Origin of the sequence: Candidatus Frankia alpina (genome assembly GCF_902806485.1) — a bacterium.
GTDB classification, from domain to species: domain Bacteria; phylum Actinomycetota; class Actinomycetes; order Frankiales; family Frankiaceae; genus Frankia; species Frankia alpina.
Genome location: NZ_CADCWT010000009.1, coordinates 27,290 through 48,508 on the forward strand (window position 1 = coordinate 27,290; position 21,219 = coordinate 48,508).

The following is a 21,219-nucleotide window of genomic DNA, read 5'->3' on the forward strand; positions in this document are numbered from 1 at the left end:
ATCCAGCCGCACCACCGAAGCCGCAACACCGGAAGGACGTGCACCGTGGCCAGTCCCGACTCCGCGCAGCGCAAGCGTGAGCTGCTCCGTCGCCGGTTGGCGGCACAGCGACTCACGCATGAGCCGGCGCTGGGCGGTGCCCGACGCCCGGCGCGGATCCCCGGTGTGGGCTACCCGGTCACTGCGGGTCAGCGCCGGATGTGGTTCCTGCAGCAACTGCGTCCCGGTAGCTCCGCCTACACGGTCTCGGCGGCGTTCGAACTGACCGGGCCGCTGGACGTCGGCGCGCTGCGCGGCGCTCTGCTCGCCGTCGCCCGCCGCCACGAGATCCTTCGCACCACCTACCGGGTCACCGCCGACGGCGGGCTCGAACAGGTCGTCCGCGACGATGTCACGCCCGCCTGGCTCAGCGTGGATGTGTCCGCCGAACCCGACGGGGACCATGAGTCGCGCGCCCGCCAGGTCGCACAGCGGGCCGCGCGCCGGCCGTTCGACCTGACCGCCGAGTCACCGTTGCGGGTCACCGTGCTGCGCCACGGACCGGACCGGCACACGCTCGCGCTGGCCGCCCACCACATCGCCTGGGACGACGCCTGCTGGGACGTCTTCTTCGGTGACCTGCTCACCGCCTACGACCGTCGCGGCACCGGCACCGGCGACCAGCCCGGCGTCCGCGCCGGGGGCCAGTTCCTCGACGCCGCCGCGCCGGACGCGGCCCGTCCCACCATGGGCGACCTGGCCTACTGGCGCCGACGGCTGACCCCGCCGGCCGAACCGGTGCGCCTGCCCGTCGCGGCCGACGACACCCCGGGCGGCGGCGGCGAGCCCGACGCGGGCCGGCAGGCCGTCCACCGGGCGTCCCCCGACCTGGCCGGTGAGGTCCGGGCGTTCGCCGCCCGACACGGCGCGACGCCGTTCATGGTGCTGCTCGCCGCCTACGGCGCCCTGCTGCACCGGGTCACCGGTGCTACCGTCGGCTCGCCGGTGGTCAACCGGGACCGCGCGGAAACCGACGGCGTTCTCGGCTACTTCGGCAACACCGTCTGCCTGCGGCTGGCGGTCGGACCGGCCGACACGTTCACCGACCTGCTCGAGCGGACCCGGGAGGTGTGCCGGGGCGCGTTCGCCCACGCCGACGTCGACCTCGCCGACGTCGTCCGCAACCTCAACCCGGATCGCGCCGACGGCGTCTCCAGCCTGTTCGCGACGATGTTCGCCGTCCGCGCTCCGGCCGCTGCCGCGCTGCACGGCCGGGACCTGCGCGGCGAACGTCGCCCGGCGCACAACGGCACCGCCCAGTTCCCGCTGACGGTCGTGGCCGAGCTCGGCGGCGACGGCGGCGGCCTCGACACGCTCGAACTGGAGACGACCTACCAGGTCGGCGCGGTGTCGCCGCCGTTCGCGCAGGCCGTCGGCCCGCGCCTGGAACGGCTGCTGGCGGCGGCGCTGGCCCGGCCGGACGCGCCGATCGGCGCCGCCGATCTGCTCACCGGCGCGGAACGCGAGCGCGTCCTGACCGCCTGGAACGACACCGCCTGGAACGACACCGCCGGGCCCAGCCCGGCCGGCCCGTGGACGGCGCTGTTCGCCGCCCGGGCCGAGGCCGCCCCGCAGCGTACGGCGCTGGTCACCACGGCGGGGACGGTGACCTACGGCGAACTCGCCGTCCGGGCCGACGCCTTCGCTCGGGTCCTGGCCGGCCGCGGAGTCGGGCCGGGAACCGTCGTCGGCGTCGCGCTGCCCCGCTCGGCCGACCTGGTCGTGGCGCTGGCCGGCACCGGCCGCGCCGGCGCCGCCTACCTTCCCATCGACCCCGACCACCCGGCCGACCGGATCAGTTTCATGATCGAGGACGCGTCCCCGGCGGTCGTGGTGACCACGCGCGCGCTCGCCGCGCGACTCCCGTTCGCACCCGGCACCGGCCTGCTGCTGATCGACGAACTCGAACTCGGATCCGGATCCGAGCCGGTCGCGGTCGCGACCGAAGCCTGGCCGCCGGCCGTCGATCCGGACAGCCCGGTGTACCTGATCTACACGTCGGGTTCGACCGGGCGGCCCAAGGGCGTCGTCGTCGGCCACCGGGCGCTGACGAACTTTCTGGCGTCGATCGTCGAGGCCGTCGGCATCACCCCGGCGGACCGGCTGCTCGCCGCGACGACGCTGGCCTTCGACCCGAGTACCGTCGAGCTGCTCGCGCCGCTGACCGTCGGCGCGTCGATCCACCTCGCCGAGGGCGACCAGGGCCGCGATCCGGCGGCGCTGGCCGGGTTGCTGGGCGGGGGCGCGGTCACGTTGGCGCAGGCGACCCCGTCGCGCTGGCGTTCCATCCTCGATGCGAGCCCGGGGCCCTACCCGGCGGTACGCGCCCTGAGCGGCGGCGAGCCGCTGCCGCCCGACCTCGCCCGGGAGCTGCTCACCCGCGCGGACAGCCTGACCAACCTGTACGGGCCGACGGAGACGACGGTCTGGGTGACGACGAGCCGGGTGCGCGCCGCCGAGACCGCCGGGGACCGGCTGACCATCGGCCGGCCGTTGCGCAACACCCGCGCCTATGTCCTGGACGGCGCGCTCATGCCGGTGCCGGCCGGGGTCGGCGGCGAGCTGTACCTCGCCGGCGACTGCGTCGCCCACGGCTACCTGCACCGGCCGGCGCTGACCGCGTCCCGGTACGTCGCCAGCCCGTTCGCCGCTGGCGAGCGGATGTACCGCACCGGCGACCTGGCGCGCTGGACCGCCACCGGCGAGCTCGTCGTCGCTGGCCGTTCCGACGACCAGGTCAAGGTCCGCGGTGTGCGGATCGAACCCGGCGAGATCGAGGCGGTGCTCGAAGGCCGCCCGGGCGTCGGGCGTTGCGCCGTCGTCGTCCGCGCGGACGGCCCGGCCGGGCCGGCGCTGGTCGCCTACATCGTTCCGGCGGCCGGCGCCGCCACCAAGCCGGCGGACCCGGCGGACCCGGCGGACTTGGCGGATCTGGCGGGCAGCAGGGCGCTCGTCGGCGAGTTGCGGGCGCACGCGGCAAGTGTCCTGCCCCGTGCCCTGGTGCCGGCGGCTTTCGTGACGTTGCCCGCGCTGCCCACCACCCCCGCCGGCAAGCTCGACCGTCGGGCGCTGCCCGCGCCCGACTTCGCCGCCGCCACCCGGCCCGGCCGGGCCCCGGCGACCCGGGCCGAGACGGTTCTGCGGGACGTGTTCGCCGAGGTGCTCGGCCAGCCGGGCGTCGGCGTCGACGACTCGTTCTTCCACCTCGGCGGCGACAGCATCCTGGCCTTCGCCGTGGTCACCCGGGCGGCCGCCGCCGGGGTCACCGTCGCGCTGGCCGATGTGTTCGCCAGCCCGACCGTCGCCGGCCTGGCCGCCGCCGCACAGGTGGCCGCGACCGCGCAGCCCGCCGTCGAACTGCCCGTCGACCCGGAGGACCTGGCACGCTGGCGGGCCCGGCTGCCGGCGCTGCACGAGGTGTGGCCGCTGTCGCCGGCGCAGGCGGGGCTGCTGTTCCACCGGCTGCTCGACGGCGACGACACGCCCGACATCTATGTCATCCAGTTCGTCCTGGACCTCGCGGGGGAGAAGCTCGAACCCGAGCGCCTGCGGGCGGCGTCACGGGCCCTGATCGCCTGGCACGCCGTCCTGCGTGCCGCCGTCCTGTCCGACGGCCGCGAGCCGGCCCAGGTGATCCTGCCCGTGGTCGAGCCGCCGTGGACCATCGTCGGCCTGTCCGCCTGGCCGGCCGCCGAGGCGGCGGCCGAGACGAGCCGACTGGTCGAGGCCGACCGGGCCGTGCGGTTCGACCTGGCGGCCCCACCGCTCATCCGGTTCCTGTGGATCCGCACCGGGGCGAACAGCGCCCGGCTGGCGGTCTGTGCCCATCACATCGTCGTCGACGGCTGGTCGCTGCCGCTGGTGCTGCGTGAGCTGTTCACCCTGGCAGCCGGCGCCGACGCCGACGTGGCTGCGTCGCGGCTGCCCGCCGTCCGCCCGTACGCGGACCATCTGCGCTGGCTGCGGACCCGGGACTCCGACGCGGCGCGGGCGGCCTGGCGGGCGGAACTCGCCGGCGTCGAGGGTCCGACCCTGCTCGCCGGCGGCGGGCACCGGATCTCGTCGGCGGCGGGAGCGGCGGGGACGGTTGGAGCCGGCCGGCCGGCCGGCGCGGCCGCCGTCGACCGGGAGGTCGGCCCGGCGCTGACGGCCCGGCTGGCCGCGTTCGGCCGCGAGCGCGGTGTGACGCTGAGTACCGTCCTGCGGGCGGCCCACGCGGTGCTGCTCGCCCGGGCAGTCGGCCGCGACGACGTGGTCTTCGGCACCGTGACGTCCGGCCGGTCGCCGGAGCTGCCCGGGGTCGATTCCATGATCGGCATGTTCGTCACCACCGTGCCTGTCCGTGTCACGGTGCGCGCCGACGGCACGTTCGTCGAGCTGGCGGCGGCGGTCCAGGCCGCCCAGGGCGCGCTGTTCGCCCATCATCACCTCGGCCTCGCCGAGATCCAGGCGCTGGCCGGCGGCGGGGACCTGTTCGACACGCTGCTCGTCGTCGAGTCCTACCCGTTCGACACCTCGGCGCTGATCCCCCCGGGTGGGCCCCGCCTGGTCGGCATCGACGGACACGACGCCACCAACTACGCGCTCACCATCCGGGTGATCCCCGGCGAGCGGCTGCGGCTGACCTTCGGCTACCAGCGTGACGTCCTCGACGACGCGACCGTCGCGGGCCTCGCCGACCGCCTGCTCGCCCTGCTGGCGCAGATCGCCGCCGACCCGGACCGGCCCGTCGGTGCCCTCGACGCCGTGCCCGTGGCCGAGCGCGAGCGGGCCGACCTCCAGCCCGCCCCCCAAGCCGCCTACGCCGTCGATGCCGCCTACGCCGTCGATGCCGCCTACGCCGTCGATGCGGTCAGCGCGGGCGACTCCGTCGGCGTGCCGGGCACCCTGCCCGAGCTGTTCGAGGCGCAGGTCCGCCGCGCGCCGTCGGCGGTGGCGCTGCGCTGGCGTGACGTCGAGCTCACCTATGCCGAGCTCGACGCGCGGGCCAACCAGCTCGCGCGCCTGCTCGCCCGGCGCGGGGTGGGGCCGGAGTCGCTCGTGGCGGTCGCGCTGCCCCGATCGGCCGACCTCGTCGTCGCCCTGCTCGCCGTGCAGAAGGCCGGCGGCGCCTGCCTGCCCGTCGATCCGACGTACCCGGCGGAGCGGATCGCGTTCATGCTGCGCGACGCGGCGCCGGTGCGCGCGGTGACGACCGTCGCCGGCCGCGCGACGCTGCCCGCGGGCGTCGGGGTGCCGCTGATCGCGCTGGACGACCCGCTGGTCGTCGCCGCGCTGGCCGACCAGCCGCCCACGGCGCCGGACCCGGACGGCCGGGCGCGCCCGGACAACCTCGCCTACGTCATCTACGCCTCCGGCTCGACCGGCCGGCCCAAGGGCACCGGAGTCCCGCACCGCAACGTGGTGCGCCTGTTCGACGACACCCGGTCCTGGTTCCGGTTCGACGCCACCGACGTCTGGACGCTGTTCCACTCGGCGTCGTTCGACTTCTCCGTCTGGGAGCTGTGGGGTCCGCTGCTGCACGGCGGCCGGCTCGTCGTCGTCGACCACGAGGTCTCCCGTTCGCCGGAGCAGTTCCGCGAGCTGCTGGCCCGGGAGTCCGTCACCGTCCTCAACCAGACCCCGTCCGCGTTCGGCGCGCGACCGGGACGGCGGCCCGTCCGACCTCGACCTCCGGTTGGTGATCTTCGGCGGTGAGGCGCTGGACACCGGCCGGCTGACCGGGTGGTACGAGCGGCACCCCGACGACGCGCCGCGGCTGGTCAACATGTACGGGATTACCGAGACCAGGGTGCATGTCACCTACCTGCCGCTGGACCGGGCCGCCGCCGCGGGCGCCGCCGCCGCCGACGGCGCGGGCGCGGGCGCGGGCCGCGGGACGATCGGCGAGCCGATCCCCGGCCTGCGCACCCGACTGCTCGACCGTCACCTCACCCCGGTGCCACCCGGGATGCCGGGGGAGATCTACGTCAGCGGCGCCCAGCTCGCCCGCGGCTACCTGGGTCGCCCTGGTCTGACCGCCACCCGCTTCGTCGCCGACCCCTACGGCGACCTCGGTGACCGGATGTACCGCACGGGCGACCTGGCCCGGGTCGCCGCCGACGGCTCGCTGGAATACCTTGGCCGGGCCGACGACCAGGTCAAGATCCGAGGCTTCCGGATCGAGCCGGGTGAAATCGAGGCGGTCCTGGCCGCCGACCCGACGGTGCGCCACGCCGTCGTCATCGCCCGCGCGGACGACGCCGGCCGGCAGCGGCTCGTCGCCTACATCGTCCCGAGCGGGTCCGGCGTCGACGGGCCGGCGCTGCGCGCCCGGGTCGCGGCGGCGCTGCCCGACTTCATGGTCCCTGCGGCGGTCGTCGTGCTGGAGGCGCTGCCGCTAACCGGGAACGGCAAGCTCGACCGGGCCGCGCTGCCCGCCCCCGACCTCGGCGTCTCGATGTCGGCCCGGACCGGCCGCACGGACCTCGAACGCGTGCTGTGCGCGGTGTTCGCCGTCGTGCTGGGGGTCGACCGGGTCGGCATCGACGACGACTTCCTCGCCCTCGGCGGCGACAGCATCATCGCGATTCAGCTCGTCAACCGGGCCCGCCGGGAAGGCGTCCGGGTCACCCCGCGCGAGGTCTTCGTCCAGCGGACACCGGCCGCGCTCGCGGCCCTCGTCGCCGCCCGCGCCGACCCCCAGCCGGTACCGGCTGACGCTGCGGTCGCGACCACCTCGGCCATCCCGGGCACGGCGGGCGTCGGGGTGCTGGCCCCGCTGCCGATCGTCGCCCGACTCGCCGAGTGGGGTGGCCAGATCCGGCGCTTCAACCAGGCGTTCCTCGCCCGCACGCCGGCCGGCGTCGACGAGGCGAGCCTGCGGGCGGCGCTGGCCGCGGTCCTCGCGCACCACGACGGCCTGCGCGCCCGCCTGCTGCGTCCCGCCCCGCAGGTGTGGCTGCTCCAGCTCGACCCGGCCGACCCGGCCGACGCCGAGCTGCTCGTCCGCATCGACGTCGCCGGGCTCGACCCGGCGGCACTGCGCGCGGTGATCGCGGCCGCGTCGGGTTCGGCGGCCGGTCACCTCGACCCCGACGCCGGGGCCATGCTCCGCGCGGTCTGGCTCGACGCCGGCCCGACCGAGCCGGGCCGGCTGGTGATCGTGGCCCACCACCTCGTCGTGGACGGCGTGTCGTGGCGGATCCTGCTGGCCGACCTCGCCGACGCGCACGTGGCGGTGCGCGCCGGGCGCCGGCCCGTCCTCGACCCGGTCGGCACCTCGCTGCGCGCCTTCAGCCGGGTCTTCGGGGAACGTGCCGCCGACCCCGCCCGGCTCGGCGAGCTGAGTCACTGGCTGGAGACCCTCGGGCCGGGCGGGCGCCCGTTCGCCGAGCCGCCCCGCCCGCTCGCCGACCCCACAGCGGCCCCGCTCGGGCCGGCCGCCGTCGGCACGGTCGCCGACACCGGGCGCCTGCGCGTCGAGTTGCCGGCCATGACCACGACGGCCCTGCTCACCGGCGTGCCGGCCGCGACCGGCGCCGAGATCACCGACGTGCTGCTCGCGGGCCTGCGTCACGCCATCCCGCCGCGGCCGGCCACCGGCAGCGCCGACAGCGACCTTCTCGTCGACCTGGAGCGGCACGGGCGGGAGGAGATCGTTCCCGGGGTCGACCTCGCCCGGACGGTCGGCTGGTTCACCAGCATCGCCCCGGTGCGGCTCGCCCCGCCCCGGGCGCGGCCGCGGGCGACGCTGCCCGACGTCACGGCCGCGCTGCGCGCGACGCCCGAGGGCGGCATCGGCTTCGGCATGCTGCGCCACGCCAATCCGCTGACCGGTCCCGTCCTCGCCCGCGCCGGGCAGCCCCAGGTGCTGTTCAACTATCTGGGCCGGTTCGGCGCCGACCGGCGCGCCGACTGGGGTCCGGCCGACGAGTTCGACGCGCTCGCCGCCGAACCGGACCCCGGCCTCGGCGTCGGATACCCGCTGACCGTCGACGTCGTCAGCGTCGAATCCGCCGACGGCCCGCGGCTGCGCGCCACCTTCACCTACCTGACGGCCACGATGTCGGCGGACGAGGCCGCCCGCATCGCCGAGGCGTTCCTTGACGCCCTGCGGGACCTGGTCGCCGACACGCTCCCGCCCGCGGCACCGCCGGCACCCCGGCCGCCGGCCGAACTGCTCACGCTGTCGGCCGCCGAGACGGACCTGATCGCCCGAGCCTTTCCGGCGCCGGTCGAGGAGGTCTGGCCGCTCTCTCCGTTGCAGGAGGGCCTGCACTTCCATTCGGTGCTCGACCGGAGCAGCGACGCCTACACCGCCCAGTTCTCCCTGGATTTCGGCCATCGGCTCGATGCCGACCAGCTGCGGCGGGCCACCGTGACCCTGATGGCCCGCAACCCGACGCTGCGCGCCGGTTTCCTCAGCGACGGCCTGTACCGGCCGGTGCAGCTCATCGCGGTTGAACTGGCCGCGCCGGTCGAGGAGATCGACCTGACCGCGCTGGCCGAGCCGCAGCGCACGGCCCGCGCCGAGCGGATCGCGGCCGACGAGCGGGGGGCGTCCCTTCGACCTCGCCCACCCCCCGCTGTTCCGCCTGCTCCTTATCCACCTGGCCGACGGCCACGACCGGCTCGTCATCAACCGGCAGGTGCTGCTGTGGGACGGCTGGTCGGGTGCGCTCGTCGTCGAGGGGCTGCTCGGGCTGTACGCCGCCGACGGCGAGGACGCCGCCCCGGCGGCGGCCGGCTCGTTCCGGGACTACCTGCTCTGGCTGCGCGAGTGGGACACCGCCGCGGCGGTGCAGGCCTGGCGCTCGGCGCTGGCCGGTCTCGACGGCCCGACGCTGGTGGTGCCGGCCGCGCGGGGACTGCCGCCGGTCGCGCCGGCGCGGATCACCGTCGAGCTGCCCGAGGCCACGGCGAGCGCGCTGCGGGCGGCCTCCCGGGCCCACGGTGTCACCCTGAACACGATCTTCAACGCCGCGCTGGCGCTGGTGCTGGCGGCCACGACCGGTTCGGACGACGTCGTGTTCGGCACGACCGTCGCCGGCCGCCCGACCGAGCTCGACGGGATGGACGAGGTCATCGGCCTGTTCCTGAACACCGTCTCCGTCCGGGTCCGCCTCGACCCGCGGGAGACGGTCGGGGAGCTGCTGCGCCGCGTCGCCGCCGACCGCCTCGACCTGCTCGACCACGAGTACCTCGGGCTCGGCGAGATCCAGCGGGCACCCGGTGCTGTTCGACACGCTCTACGTCCTGCAGAACTTCATCGACGAGGTGGCGAACGACCAGACCAGCGCCCGCCATGGGATCATCGGCGGCAGCAGCCTCGACCACACCCACTATCCGCTGACGTTCGTGCTGTTCCCCGGTGCGCGGATCACCGTCCGCCTGGAGCACCGCCCGGACGTCGTCGCGCCGGGCTTGGCCGAGGGGCTGTTCGCCCGGCTCCTGGCCATGGTCGGCTCGCTGGTCGCCCACCTCGACGCGCCGGTGGGCTCCCTTGACCCGCTGCTGCCGGCCGAGCGGGCGCGGCTGGACCGGGTGGCGTCCCCGCCGCTGCCGATCGGCACGGACAGCATCGCCGACCTGCTCGCCGCGCGGGCCGCGCGCAGCGGCGAGTCGGTCGCGCTGGTCCTCGGCGAGCAGCGGCTGACCTACCGCGACCTCGACGCCTGGGTGAACCGCCTGGCGCGGCTGCTGATCGCCCGCGGCGCCGGCCCGGAGACGGCGGTGGCGCTCGGCCTCGGCCGGACGGTCGACATGGTCGTCGCGCTGTTCGCCGTTCTGCGCACCGGCGTCGCCTACCTGCCGCTCGAGCTGGATCATCCGCCGGCACGGCTGATGGAGATGGTGGCCGACGCAGGGGCCGCGTTGCTGGTCACGACCCGGGCGACCGGCCGCTACCTGGCCGCGGGCTCGCAGGCGCCTGGTACGCCCGACACGCCTGGCACATCGGGGGCCCTCGGCGGCCCGACCTGGCTCGCGCTGGACACCGACGCCGTCGTCGCTGAGCTGGCCGCGACCCCGGCCGGCCCGCTGACGGACGCGGAGCTCGGCGTCTTCGCCCGCGACCGCGCGGACCGCCTCGACCACCCGGCGTACGTGATCTACACGTCGGGTTCGGCCGGGCGGCCCAAGGGCGTCGTCACGCCCTACCGCGGGCTGACGAACATGTGGCTCAACCACCGGGACGAGATCTTCACCCCGACGGTGGCGGCGGCCGGGGGCCGACGGCTGCGGATCGCGCACACCGTCTCCTTCGCCTTCGACATGTCGTGGGAGGAACTGCTCTGGCTCGTCGAGGGCCACGAGGTGCACGTCTGCGACGAGAACCTCCGCCGGGACACCGAGGGGCTTGTCGCCTACTGCGACCGCCACCGGATCGACGTCGTCAACGTCACCCCGACCTACGCGGCCCACCTGTTCGAGGCCGGGCCCGACCCCGACGGCGACCCCGGGGAGGGGCACCGGCACCGGCCGGCCCTGGTCATGCTGGGCGGCGAGGCCGTGCCCGACTCCCTCTGGACCCGGCTGCGGACCACCGACGCCACCGCCGGCTACAACCTGTACGGGCCGACCGAGTACACGATCAACACCCTCGGCGCCGCGACGGCCGACAGCCCGACCCCGACCGTCGGGCGGCCGATCCGCAACACCTCCGTCCACGTGCTCGACCGCTGGTTGCGCCCGGTCCCGGACGGAGTGGCCGGCGAGCTGTACATCTCCGGCGACGGCCTGGCCCGCGGCTACCTCGACCAGCCGGGCCTGACCGCGACCCGCTTCGTCGCCGACCCGCTGAGTCCCGGCGGGCGGATGTACCGCACCGGCGACCTGGTGATCCGCCGGCCCGACGACGGCAACCTCGACTTCCTCGGCCGCACCGACGACCAGGTCAAGATCCGCGGCCATCGGATCGAGCTCGGCGAGGTCACCGCCGCCCTCGACGGGCACGAGGCGGTCAGCCAGTCCGCCGTGATCGCGGCGGCGGACCCCACGACGCCGGGCGCGAAGCGGCTCGTCGCCTACGTCGTGCCGGCCGAGCCCTCGGCCGCCGAGGTCGCTGCCACCGAGTCCGAGCAGGTCGGCGAGTGGCGTCAGATCTACAGCGACGAGTACGAGCGGATTCCGACCGCCGCGCTCGTCGAGGACTTCGCCGGCTGGGACTCCAGCTACGACGGGCAGCCGATCCCGCTGGAGCACATGCGCCAGTGGCGGGCGGCCACCGTCGACCGGGTCCGGGCGCTCGCGCCCCGCCGCGTGCTGGAGATCGGCGTCGGCACCGGCCTGCTGCTCGGCCCGCTCGCGCCGGAGTGCGAGGCGTACTGGGGGAGCGACTTCGCCGCCCCGGTCATCGCGAAGCTGCGCGCAGAGCTCGCCACCGACCCGGCGCGCTTCGGCCGGGTCGAGCTGCGCCACCAACCGGCCCACGTCATCGACGGGCTGCCCACCGGCTACTTCGACACGATCGTCATCAACTCGGTGATCCAGTACTTCCCGAGCGCCGACTACCTGCGCACGGTGCTGCTCGGCGCGCTCGACCTGCTGGTCCCGGGCGGATCGCTGCTCGTCGGCGACGTCCGTGACCTGGGCCGGCTGCGAGTGTTCCACACCGCGATCGAGCTCGCCCGGTCCGGTGCCGGTGCCGGTGCCGACCCGGCCCGGCTCGCGGCGGCCGTCGACCGGCGCCTGCTGTTGGAGAAGGAACTCGTCGTCGCGCCCGCGTTCTTCCACGCCCTGGCCGCCGACGCCGGCGCCGAGGTGTGCGTGCGGGTCAAGCGGGGTCGCCACCGCAACGAACTCACCCGGCACCGCTACGACGTCGTGCTGCGCCGCGCGTCGGCGGACCGCCCGACCCCGACCTCGACTCCGGCCGGCGCCGGTGCCGATCTCCGTCTGAGCTGGGGGGCTGATGTACGCAGCCTCGACGAGCTCGGTGCGATCGTCGGCGCCCGCCGGCCGGCCCGGTTGCGCCTGAGCGCCGTCCCCGACGCCCGCATCGCCGCCGAACTCACCGCGGTCGCCGCCGCCAGTGACTCGACAGCCACCCGCGGTGGCTCCATCGCCGCCGGCGGCTCGGCCGCCGGGGCCGAGGCGCAGGCCGGCACCGTCGAGCCCGAGGACATCTACGCCCTGGCCGACACCCTCGGTTACGAGGCAGCCCTCGCGCCGCGGCCCGACGACCCCGGGCTGCTCGACGCCGTGCTCGTGCGCGGCTCGGGGACCACGGCACTCCCGGTCGTCGCCCCCGGCGACTTCGGCTTCCGGCCGGGCGACCGGGTGGGCGACCGGGTGGCGCCCACGAACGACCCGACGGCCGCCCGGGCCGCGGGGGCGCTGGTCACGCGCCTGCGCACTGACCTTTCGGCGGTGCTTGCGGACTACCTGGTGCCCGGCGGCGTTCGTGCCGCTGCCGGCGATCCCCCGCAACGCCAACGGCAAGCTCGACGTGTCCGCCCTGCCGCCGGCCGAGCCGGTGGCGGCGGCGAGTTCCGGCCGGGCGCCGGCCACGCGGCTGGAACGCACCCTGGCCGAGCTGTTCGCCGACGTTCTCGGCCTGCCCGAGGTCGGGGCAGAGGACAACTTCTTCGCCCTGGGCGGCCATTCCCTGCTCGCGACCCGCGTGGTCAGCCGGGCCCGGGGTGCGCTCGAGGTCGACCTGGCCATCCGCGACCTGTTCGACGCACCGACGGTGGAGGCGCTGGCGGCACGACTGGCCGACCGCGTCAAGGCCGCGCCAACCGCCGGACGTCCGGCGCTGGTCGCGGGGGAGCGGCCCGAACGGATCCCGCTCTCGCCGGCGCAGCGTCGGCTGTGGTTCGTCGAGGCGCTGGCCGGCGGGAGCGACGCCTACAACTATCCGATCGCGTTCCGCGTCGGCGCCCGCCTCGACGTCGACGCGCTGCGCGCCGCCGTCATCGACCTGCTCGGGCGGCACGAGGTTCTGCGGACGGTCGTCGCCGCCGTCGACGGCCAGCCTTACCAGCGGATCCTCGACCCGGCCGCGGTAACGCCCGCCGTCGACGTCGTCGAGTGTGCCCCCGACGAGGTGACCGGTCGGATCACCCAGGTGGCCGCCCGCCCGTTCGACCTTGCCGCGCAGGCGCCGCTGCGGCTGACCGTGCTGCGCGGCCCCGATGACGACGTTCTGGTCGTCGTCCTGCACCACATCGCGACCGACGAATGGTCGGACCGGCCGTTCCTGCTCGACCTCGACGCGGCCTACGCCGCCCGCCGCGCCGGGCACGCGCCGGAGTGGGCGCCGCTGGCGGTGCAGTACGCCGACTACACGCTCTGGCAGCGCGACCTGCTCGGCGATCCGGCCGACGAGGGCAGCCCGGCCGCCCGCCAGCTCGCCTTCTGGCGCGACGCCCTGCGGGGGCTGGCCGACGAGATCGTGCTGCCGCTGGACCGGCCGCGCCCCGCCGTCCGCGACGGCGTCTCGGGGCGGGCGGTCCGGGTCCTGCCCGGATCGGTCGCGACCGGGCTGCGGGCGCTGTGCGCGGCGACCGGGACTTCCATGTCGATGCTCGCCCACGCGGCGATCGCGACCCTGCTGCACCGGTTGGGTTCCGGCGACGACATCCCGATCGGCGTGCCCATCTCCGGTCGGACCGACGACGCACTCGAAGGGCTGGTCGGCTTCCTGGTCAACACCCTGGTGATCCGGTCCGACCTGGCCGGTGACCCGACGTTCCGGGACCTGCTGGGCCGGACCCGCCGCACGGACCTGGCCGCCTTCGACCACCAGGACCTCCCGTTCTCCGACGTGGTCGCGGCGGTCAACCCGCGCCGGACGCCGGGGGTCAACCCGCTGTTCCAGGTGATGGCCGGCTACCACCATCTGGCCGACGACGACCGCGAGCTGTTCGGCGGCCCGGTGACCTGGATCAACCTCGAGGTCGGGGCGGCCAAGTTCGACCTGGACGTGACGTTCGTCGACCGGGCCGCGCGGGGCGAGATCACCATGCTGGTCGATTTCGCCACCGACGTCATCTCCCCGGCCGGCGGCGCCCGGCTGGCCGACCGGCTGCTCCGCCTGCTGGCCGAGATCGTCCGTGACCCCGACGGACCGGTGAACCGGCTGGAGATCTCCGACGCCGAGGAGCGGGTGGCCGCCCTGCGCGCGGCCACCGGCCCGCAGCGGGCGCTGCCGGGACCGGGGACGACCGTGGTGGACCTGCTCGCCCGGGCCGTGGCCGCGAATCCCGACCGGATCGCGCTGGTCACCGCCGGCGGCCGGACGACCTACGCCGAGCTCGCGGGGGAGGTGGACCGGATCGCGGGCCGCCTGTCCCGGCTGGGCGCCGGCCCGGAAGCGGTGGTGGCGCTCGCCCTGCCCAGGGCGCTGACGGTGCCGGCGATCTTCGGCGTGCTGGCGGCGGGCGCGAGCTACCTGCCGATCGACGTCGAGCAGCCGGCCGACCGGCTCGCGTTCCTGCTGGCCGACGCGGCCCCGACCGCCGTCCTCACCACCCGGGCCGTCGCCGACCGGCTACCGGCCGTCCCCGCGCCCGTCCTACCGCTCGACGATCCGGCGTTCGACGATGCGGACCTCAGCGGTCCGGCCGGTCCCGCGGCCGCTCGGCCGGACCCGGTCGGCGCGGCCAGCGTGATCTACACCTCGGGGTCGACCGGCATCCCGAAGGCGGTCGTCGGCACCCACCGGGGCCTGGTCAACCTGTTCGCCTCGCACACGGTCGACCTCATCGCCCCTACCGAGCGCGCCGCTGGCCCCGCCCGGGATCCGCAGCGGGTTCTGCACGCCGCCTCCTTCAGCTTCGACGGATCGTGGGAGCCGTTGCTGTGGCTGCTGGCCGGGCACGAGGTCCATGTCGTCGACGAGCGGATCGCCCGGGATGCGGCCGCGCTCGTCGAGTACATCGAGCGGGTCCGCATCGACGTGCTCGACCTGACTCCGACCTACCTCCAGGAGCTGATGAGCCAGGGGTTCCTCCGCGCGGGCGGCCACCGGCCGGGCGTGCTGCTCGTCGGGGGTGAGGCCACCCCGGCGCCGCTGTGGGAGCGGCTGCGCGCGATCCCCGCAATGGTGGCGCACGACCTGTACGGGCCCACCGAGTACTCGGTCGACGCCTACGGCTGGCACAGCGCCGGCGCCGGGACCGGGACTGGGACTGGGACTGGGACCGGGACCGACCCGTCGGCCGCCGCCGCGGGCACGGACCCGGGCTGGGCCGCACCGATCGCCAACACCCGGGCCTACCTGCTGGACGTTGCGCTGGCACCGGTCCCGGACGGGGTGGCCGGCGAGTTGTACCTGTCCGGCCCCGGGCTGGCCCGGGGCTACCTTGGCCGTCCCGGCCTGACAGCCGGCCGGTTCGTACCCGACCCGTTCGGGGCGCCGGGGGAGCGGATGTACCGCACCGGCGACCTCGCCCGCCGCCGGCCCGACGGCGCGCTCGTCTTCCTCGGGCGCGCGGACGACCAGATCAAGCTGCGCGGCTTGCGGGTCGAGCTCGGCGAGATCGAACGGGCCCTGGAGGCGGCGCCCGGCGTCGGGACGGCGGCGGTCGTCTTCCGCCCGGACGCTCCGCCCGCGCTTCAGCTCGTCGCCTATCTGGTGCCCGAATCGGCGACCGGGACCGACCAGGCGGCTGGGGCCGACCCTGCGACCGGGACCGACCCGGAGCCGGTCGAGTCGGCCCGCGCCCACACGGCCCGGGTGCTGGCGGCGTACATGGTCCCGCAGGCGTTCGTCGTGCTGGACCGGCTGCCCCGCACGGTCAACGGCAAGCTGGACCGGGCGGCGCTGCCCGAACCGGTCGCCCCGGCGCCGGCCGCCGGCCGGCGGCCTCGCGACGCCCGCGAGGAGCTGCTCGCCGAGCGGTTCGCGGCCGTGCTCGGCGTCGACCGGGTCGGCCTCGACGACGACTTCTTCGCCCTTGGCGGCCACTCCCTGCTCGTCATGCGGCTGTGCGCGGTCATCCGGTCGACGTTCGGCGTGGAGATCACGCCCCGGACGGTCTTCGAGGACCCGACGGTGACCCGGCTCGCCCGGCGGCTGGACTCCGCCGGCGTCGCCCGTGCGGCGCTCCGCCGTCGGCGGCGTCCGCAGCACCCGCCGCTGTCGTACGCGCAGCGACGCCTGTGGGTCGTCGGGCAGGTGGAGGGACCCAGCCCGACCTACAACATTCCGATCACCTGGCGGCTGGTCGGGCCGCTGGACGCCAGCGCCCTGCGCGCCGCGGTACACGACGTGGTGGCCCGGCACGAAGCGCTGCGGACCGTGTTCCCCGCCTTCGACGGCGAGCCGGTGCAGCGCATCCTCGACCCGGCCGAGGTGACGATCCCGTTCGAGGCGGTCGAGTGGGCGGCCGCGGCCGGCGGCGCCCGGCCCGAACCGGAGCCGGGTGAACCGGAGCCGGGTGAGCTGGGGCTGGCGGACCTGCTCACCGAGGCCGCGGCCTACCCGTTCGGCCTCGAGCGCGAACCGCCGATGCGGGTGCGGGTCGTTCGGTGCTCGCCGGAGCTGCACCTCGCGCAGTTCCTGGTCCACCACATCGCGGCCGACGAAGGCTCCGACGGGCCGCTGGCCCGTGACCTGTCCGTCGCCTACCGGGCGCGGGTCGCCGGCGTCGCGCCGGACTGGGCGCCGCTGCCCGTCCAGTACGTCGACTACACGCTGTGGCAACGTGAGCTGCTCGGCGACGAGACCGACCCGTCTTCTCCCGCCGCCAGATCGCGGGAGTTCTGGCGGCGGACACTGGCCGGCCTGCCCGCCGAGCTGGCACTGCCGACCGACCGACCGGCCGCGGCCGGCCGAGCCGAGCCACACCGGCGGGATCGTCGAGACGTCGATCGATGCCGACGCGGTCGCCGCGCTGCGCGCCGTCGGGCGAGCGCACAACGTCAGCATGTTCATGGTGCTGCGGGCCGCCGTCGCGACGCTGCTGCACCGGCTGGGCGCGGGTGAGGACGTTCCCCTCGGCAGCCCGGTCTCCGGCCGGGTCGACGAGACCGTCGACGACCTTGTCGGCTTCTTCCTCAACACGCGGGTCCTGCGGACCGACCTGTCGGGTGACCCGTCGTTCGGCGAGCTGCTGGGCTGGGTCCGCGACAGCGACCTCGCCGCCTTCGACCACCAGGACACCCCGTTCGACCGGGTGGTGGACGCCGTCAACCCGCCGCGTCTGCTGGCCCGCCATCCGCTGTTCCAGGTCATGGTCGTGTACCTGGCGGCGTCCGACGCCGTCGACGAACTGGCCCTCGACGCGGTCAGCGGCCGTCCCGAACCGGTGCGGCGGACCAGCGCCAAGTTCGACCTGTCCTTCGACTTCATCGAACGGGCCGGGGCCGACGGCGGCATGACCATCGGCGTCGCCTACAGCGACGACCTGTTCGACCGTCCCAGCGCCCACCGGATCGCCGAGCGGCTGCGGGACGTTCTCGCCGCGGTCGCCGCCGACCCGTCGACGCCGCTGCGTGGGTTGGAGCTGAGCTGGGCGGGCACCTTCGCGGCTGCGGCGAGCGTCGACCGGGAGGCGGAGATCCCGGCTGTGCCCGCCGGCAACGCGGACCCGACCGTGGCCGGGCGCGCTCCCGCGAACGACATCGAGGCGTCCCTGGTCGCCGCGTTCGCCGCGGTGCTCGGGATCGAGGCGGTCGGCGTCGAGGACGACTTCTTCGCCCTCGGCGGCGACAGCATCGTCGCCATGCGGCTGGTCACCCGGATCCGGGCTGCCGGCCTCACCGTGACGCCGCGGCTGCTGTTCGGCCACCGCACGCCCGAGACGCTCGCCACCGTCGTCACGCGCCGAACGCCGGCACCTGCGCCCGCTCCGGCTCCGGCGCCGTCCGCCGCCGAGGGCAGCGCCCACCCGCCCGTCGGCGCCGTGGCGAAGGCGGGTACCGGGCCGGCCGGGATCGTCGGTGTCCCGCCGACCCCCGCTCTGCAGGCGGCGCGCGGCCGCGGAGCGTCGTTTGCGTCTTTCTCCTCGCCGGTGCTGCTGCGCACCCCGGCCGGGCTGGACCTGGCCACGCTCCACGCGATGATCACAGCGGTCGTGGACCAGCACGACGTTCTGCGGGCCCGGCTCGTCCGCTCGGACCATCCCGGCCCGCTCCCGTCGAGCCTGCTCCCGTCCGGCGCGGCGACGGCGGGCGCGGACGGCGGCCCCGCCTGGTCGCTGGCGATCGCGCCGGCCGGCGGCGTCGATGTCCGTCCCTGGGTCCGCCGGATCGACGCCGCCGACCTCGCCGCGGCCGACGGCTTCGACAGCGGGCGCGGGCGGGCGCTGATCTCGGGGCTGGCGGCGGCGGCCAACGCCGAACTCGATCCGGACAGCGGGCAGGTCATCCGCTGCGTCTGGTTGGACGCGGGTGACTCACGTCCGGGCCGGCTGCTGTTGATCATCCATCATGCGCTGATCGACGGCGTCTCCTGGCCGATCGTGCTGTCGGATCTCGCCGCCGCGGCGGCCGCGCTGACGGCGGGCGGGCAGCCCCAGCTCGCGCCCGTTGCGGTCTCGTACGCCCAATGGGCGCGCCGCCTCGACGAGGTGGCGCGCACGAGCGAGACGGAGGCGCGGCTGCCGTTCTGGACGGACCTGCTGGGCCGGGCCACGCCCGTGGCCTGGACGGCGGACTCGGCCGGCCCGGCCGGCTCGGGCGAGCCGGGCCGGGGGGACCAGCCGGGCACGGTCACCGTGAAACTGCCGCCGGAGCGGGCGACCGCCCTGCTGTCGACGGTTCCCACCGCGTTCGGTATCGGCGCCGACGAGCTCCTGCTTGCCGCGCTGTCCCTGGCGGTGGCCGCCCAGACCCGGCCCGGCGAGGCCGGCTCGTCGGGGATGGTCGTGGCCGTGCAGGCCCACGGCCGGCAGGAGCAGGTCGTCGACCACCTGGACCTGTCCCGGACGGTCGGTTGGATGGCCGAGATCTTCCCATTTCTGCTCGAGCGGACGGCCGACGACGGCGCCGCGTTCGGCGAGTGCGCCGTGGACGCCGCCGTGGCGCGGGTACGCGCGCTCATGGCCCAGATCCCCGACGGCGGAACCGACTACAGCATGTTGCGCTTCCTCAACCCGCGAACCGCGCCGATCCTCTCGGCGGCTCCCATGCCGACGATCTACCTGAACTACGTGGGTCGACTGACCCGGGGCGAGGTGGCGGACTGGTCGGTCGCCGCCGAGGACTCCGAGCTCTTCGCCGACTGGAACGCCGACGTGCCCGATCCGTTCCCGCTGAGCCTGATCGTGTGAACCGTCGACGGCCCGGACGGTCCCGAGCTGAGCGCGCGGTGGAGCAGCGGTCCGGATGGGCCGGGCGCGGCGGTGGTGGGCAGCCTCGTGGCCGCGTGGCTGCGGGCGCTCGCCGCGCTCGCCGCCCGCGCCGCCCGCGCCGCGCACCTGGGGGCGGCGACATCACCGGCAACCGCTTCGGCCGGCCGGAACTGAGTCCACACCACGACCGCGGGTCGGGACCGGCCCGCGGCTGAGCAGAGAGAGAAGCAACAGTGCGAGACACGCCGACACCTGGTGGGCTGAGTATGGCCGGCACGACCGACGCGTTCCGCGAGGAGATCCTGGACCTGGCCATCGGCCCGATGCCGGGCTGGGGTGCCACCTGCGCGCGGGATATCATGGCGACGCTGACGTCCGATACCGAGCCTTTCCCCTGCGTTTTCGCGGTGGCTGCGGCCCATAAGGGCGGGCTGCGCTTTGGTTTCGTCGACGACCTGCACGACGAGCGGACCTGGTCCGTCCTGCCGGACATCCTGGCCACCTATCTGTCGGTCTACCAGTCGATATCGCGGGACACCTCCCTCGTCGTGTTCTTCGGATCCGGCGGCGGGACGGCGGGGCAGGAGACCGACGGCGTCCTCTCCTACGAACAGCGATTCTGGTCGCTGCTGAGCTACCTGCACGACAGCGACGGCGAGCCCTGGCCGTCGGACATCCCGACCGACACCGACGATCCCGGCTGGGAGTTCAGTTTCCGCGGCACCCCTATCTTCGTCGTCTGCAACACGCCGGCGCACCGGCGGCTACGCAGCCGCAGCAACCCGGTCTTCACCATCACGTTCCAACCCCGCTGGGTCTTCACCGGGCTGGAGCCGACCAGTCCGCGGGGCGCCGCCGCGCGAAAAATAATTCGCGAGCGCCTCGCCCGGATGGACGAGGTCGATTCGACACCGCTGCTGGGCTCGTACGGAGATCCGGTCAACCGGGAATGGAAGCAGTATTTTCTGCGCGACGACGCCTCGGTCGCCGACAAATGCCCGTTCCACGCCGCATCCGGCCGCCAGACCGCCGGAAAAACCGCCGGAAAAACCGCCGGAAGGCGTCCGTGGAAACCTCCGGGGCGGTCGCGGGGAAAGCAGGGGTCGGGGAAGCGGTGCCGTTGCGGGCCGACCCGGCCGCGACGGTTCACTTCAAGGTGGTCGTCAACCAGGAACAGCAGTACTCGGTGTGGCCGCACGGGCGACTCAACGCGCTCGGCTGGTTCGACACGGCCGTCAGGGGAACCCGGCAGCACTGCCTGGACAGCATCGAGCTGAGCTGGACCGATATGCGGCCACGCAGCCTGCGTCGGCGGATGTCGGGACGCGGCGGCGGCGACTCGTCCAGCGGCGTCACGCCGGTGCGCACCGGCCGGTATGGCGTGGTCGGCGCCCCGGATCCGGCGCCGGGCCGCGGGCCGGTTGCCACGAGTTCCGTCTGAATGGAAGGGAAAAACGTGGTCACGAGCCAGCCTTCCAGCTCCACTTCGGGTCCATCCGGCGACGATGCCCAGGGCGGGACCGACCTCGCCCGGCGGGGAACGGACGCGGACGACTTCTCCAGCGGGCGGGTGGACCCGCTCGTCGGACGCTCGCTCACCGCTCTGGTGGCGGAGGCGACCCGGCGCACACCGGACGCGACCGCCGTCGTCGATCTGGCGGACCGGGAGGCGGGCCCAGCCGTCACCCTCGCCTACGCCGACCTCGAACGACGGGCCGAGGCCCTCGCCGCGTCGTTGCGCGCGGCCGGGGTCGGCCCGGAGGTGACCGTCGGCGTGTGCCTGCCACGCTCGGCCGCCCAGGTGGTGGCCCTGCTCGGCGTGCTGCGAGCCGGCGGCGCGTTCGTCCCCTTGGAGGCATCCTGGCCGGCCCGGCGCATCAGCGCGGTGGCCGACGAGGCCGGGATCGGCGCGGTGGTGGCCGGGGTGACCGGCCCCCCGCCCGAGCTGTCGGCCGGC

Annotated in this window: 3 protein-coding genes and 1 pseudogene; all 4 read left to right on the plus strand. The window is 75.2% G+C overall.

Translation table 11 applies throughout. The features are described 5' to 3' along the window. The first annotated feature begins 45 nt into the window (after window positions 1-45). A pseudogene (locus G6R25_RS31205) lies at window positions 46-19,436 on the plus strand (amino acid adenylation domain-containing protein). 59 nt (window positions 19,437-19,495) lie between these two features. After that, the gene (locus tag G6R25_RS24895; RefSeq protein ID WP_235947197.1) at window positions 19,496-20,539 is read left to right on the plus strand and encodes a YqcI/YcgG family protein; all 1,044 of its coding nucleotides are present in this window, start codon (window positions 19,496-19,498) and stop codon (window positions 20,537-20,539) included. Further along, complete coding sequence (locus tag G6R25_RS26010; RefSeq protein ID WP_235947199.1) at window positions 20,449-20,703, plus strand: hypothetical protein; 255 nt, start codon at window positions 20,449-20,451, stop codon at window positions 20,701-20,703. The genes G6R25_RS24895 and G6R25_RS26010 overlap by 91 nt, the downstream gene beginning before the upstream one ends. A 15-nt stretch (window positions 20,704-20,718) precedes the next feature. Then, window positions 20,719-21,219 (plus strand): AMP-binding protein (locus tag G6R25_RS02620; RefSeq protein ID WP_235947202.1); only part of this gene is annotated, 501 nt, incomplete at its 3' end.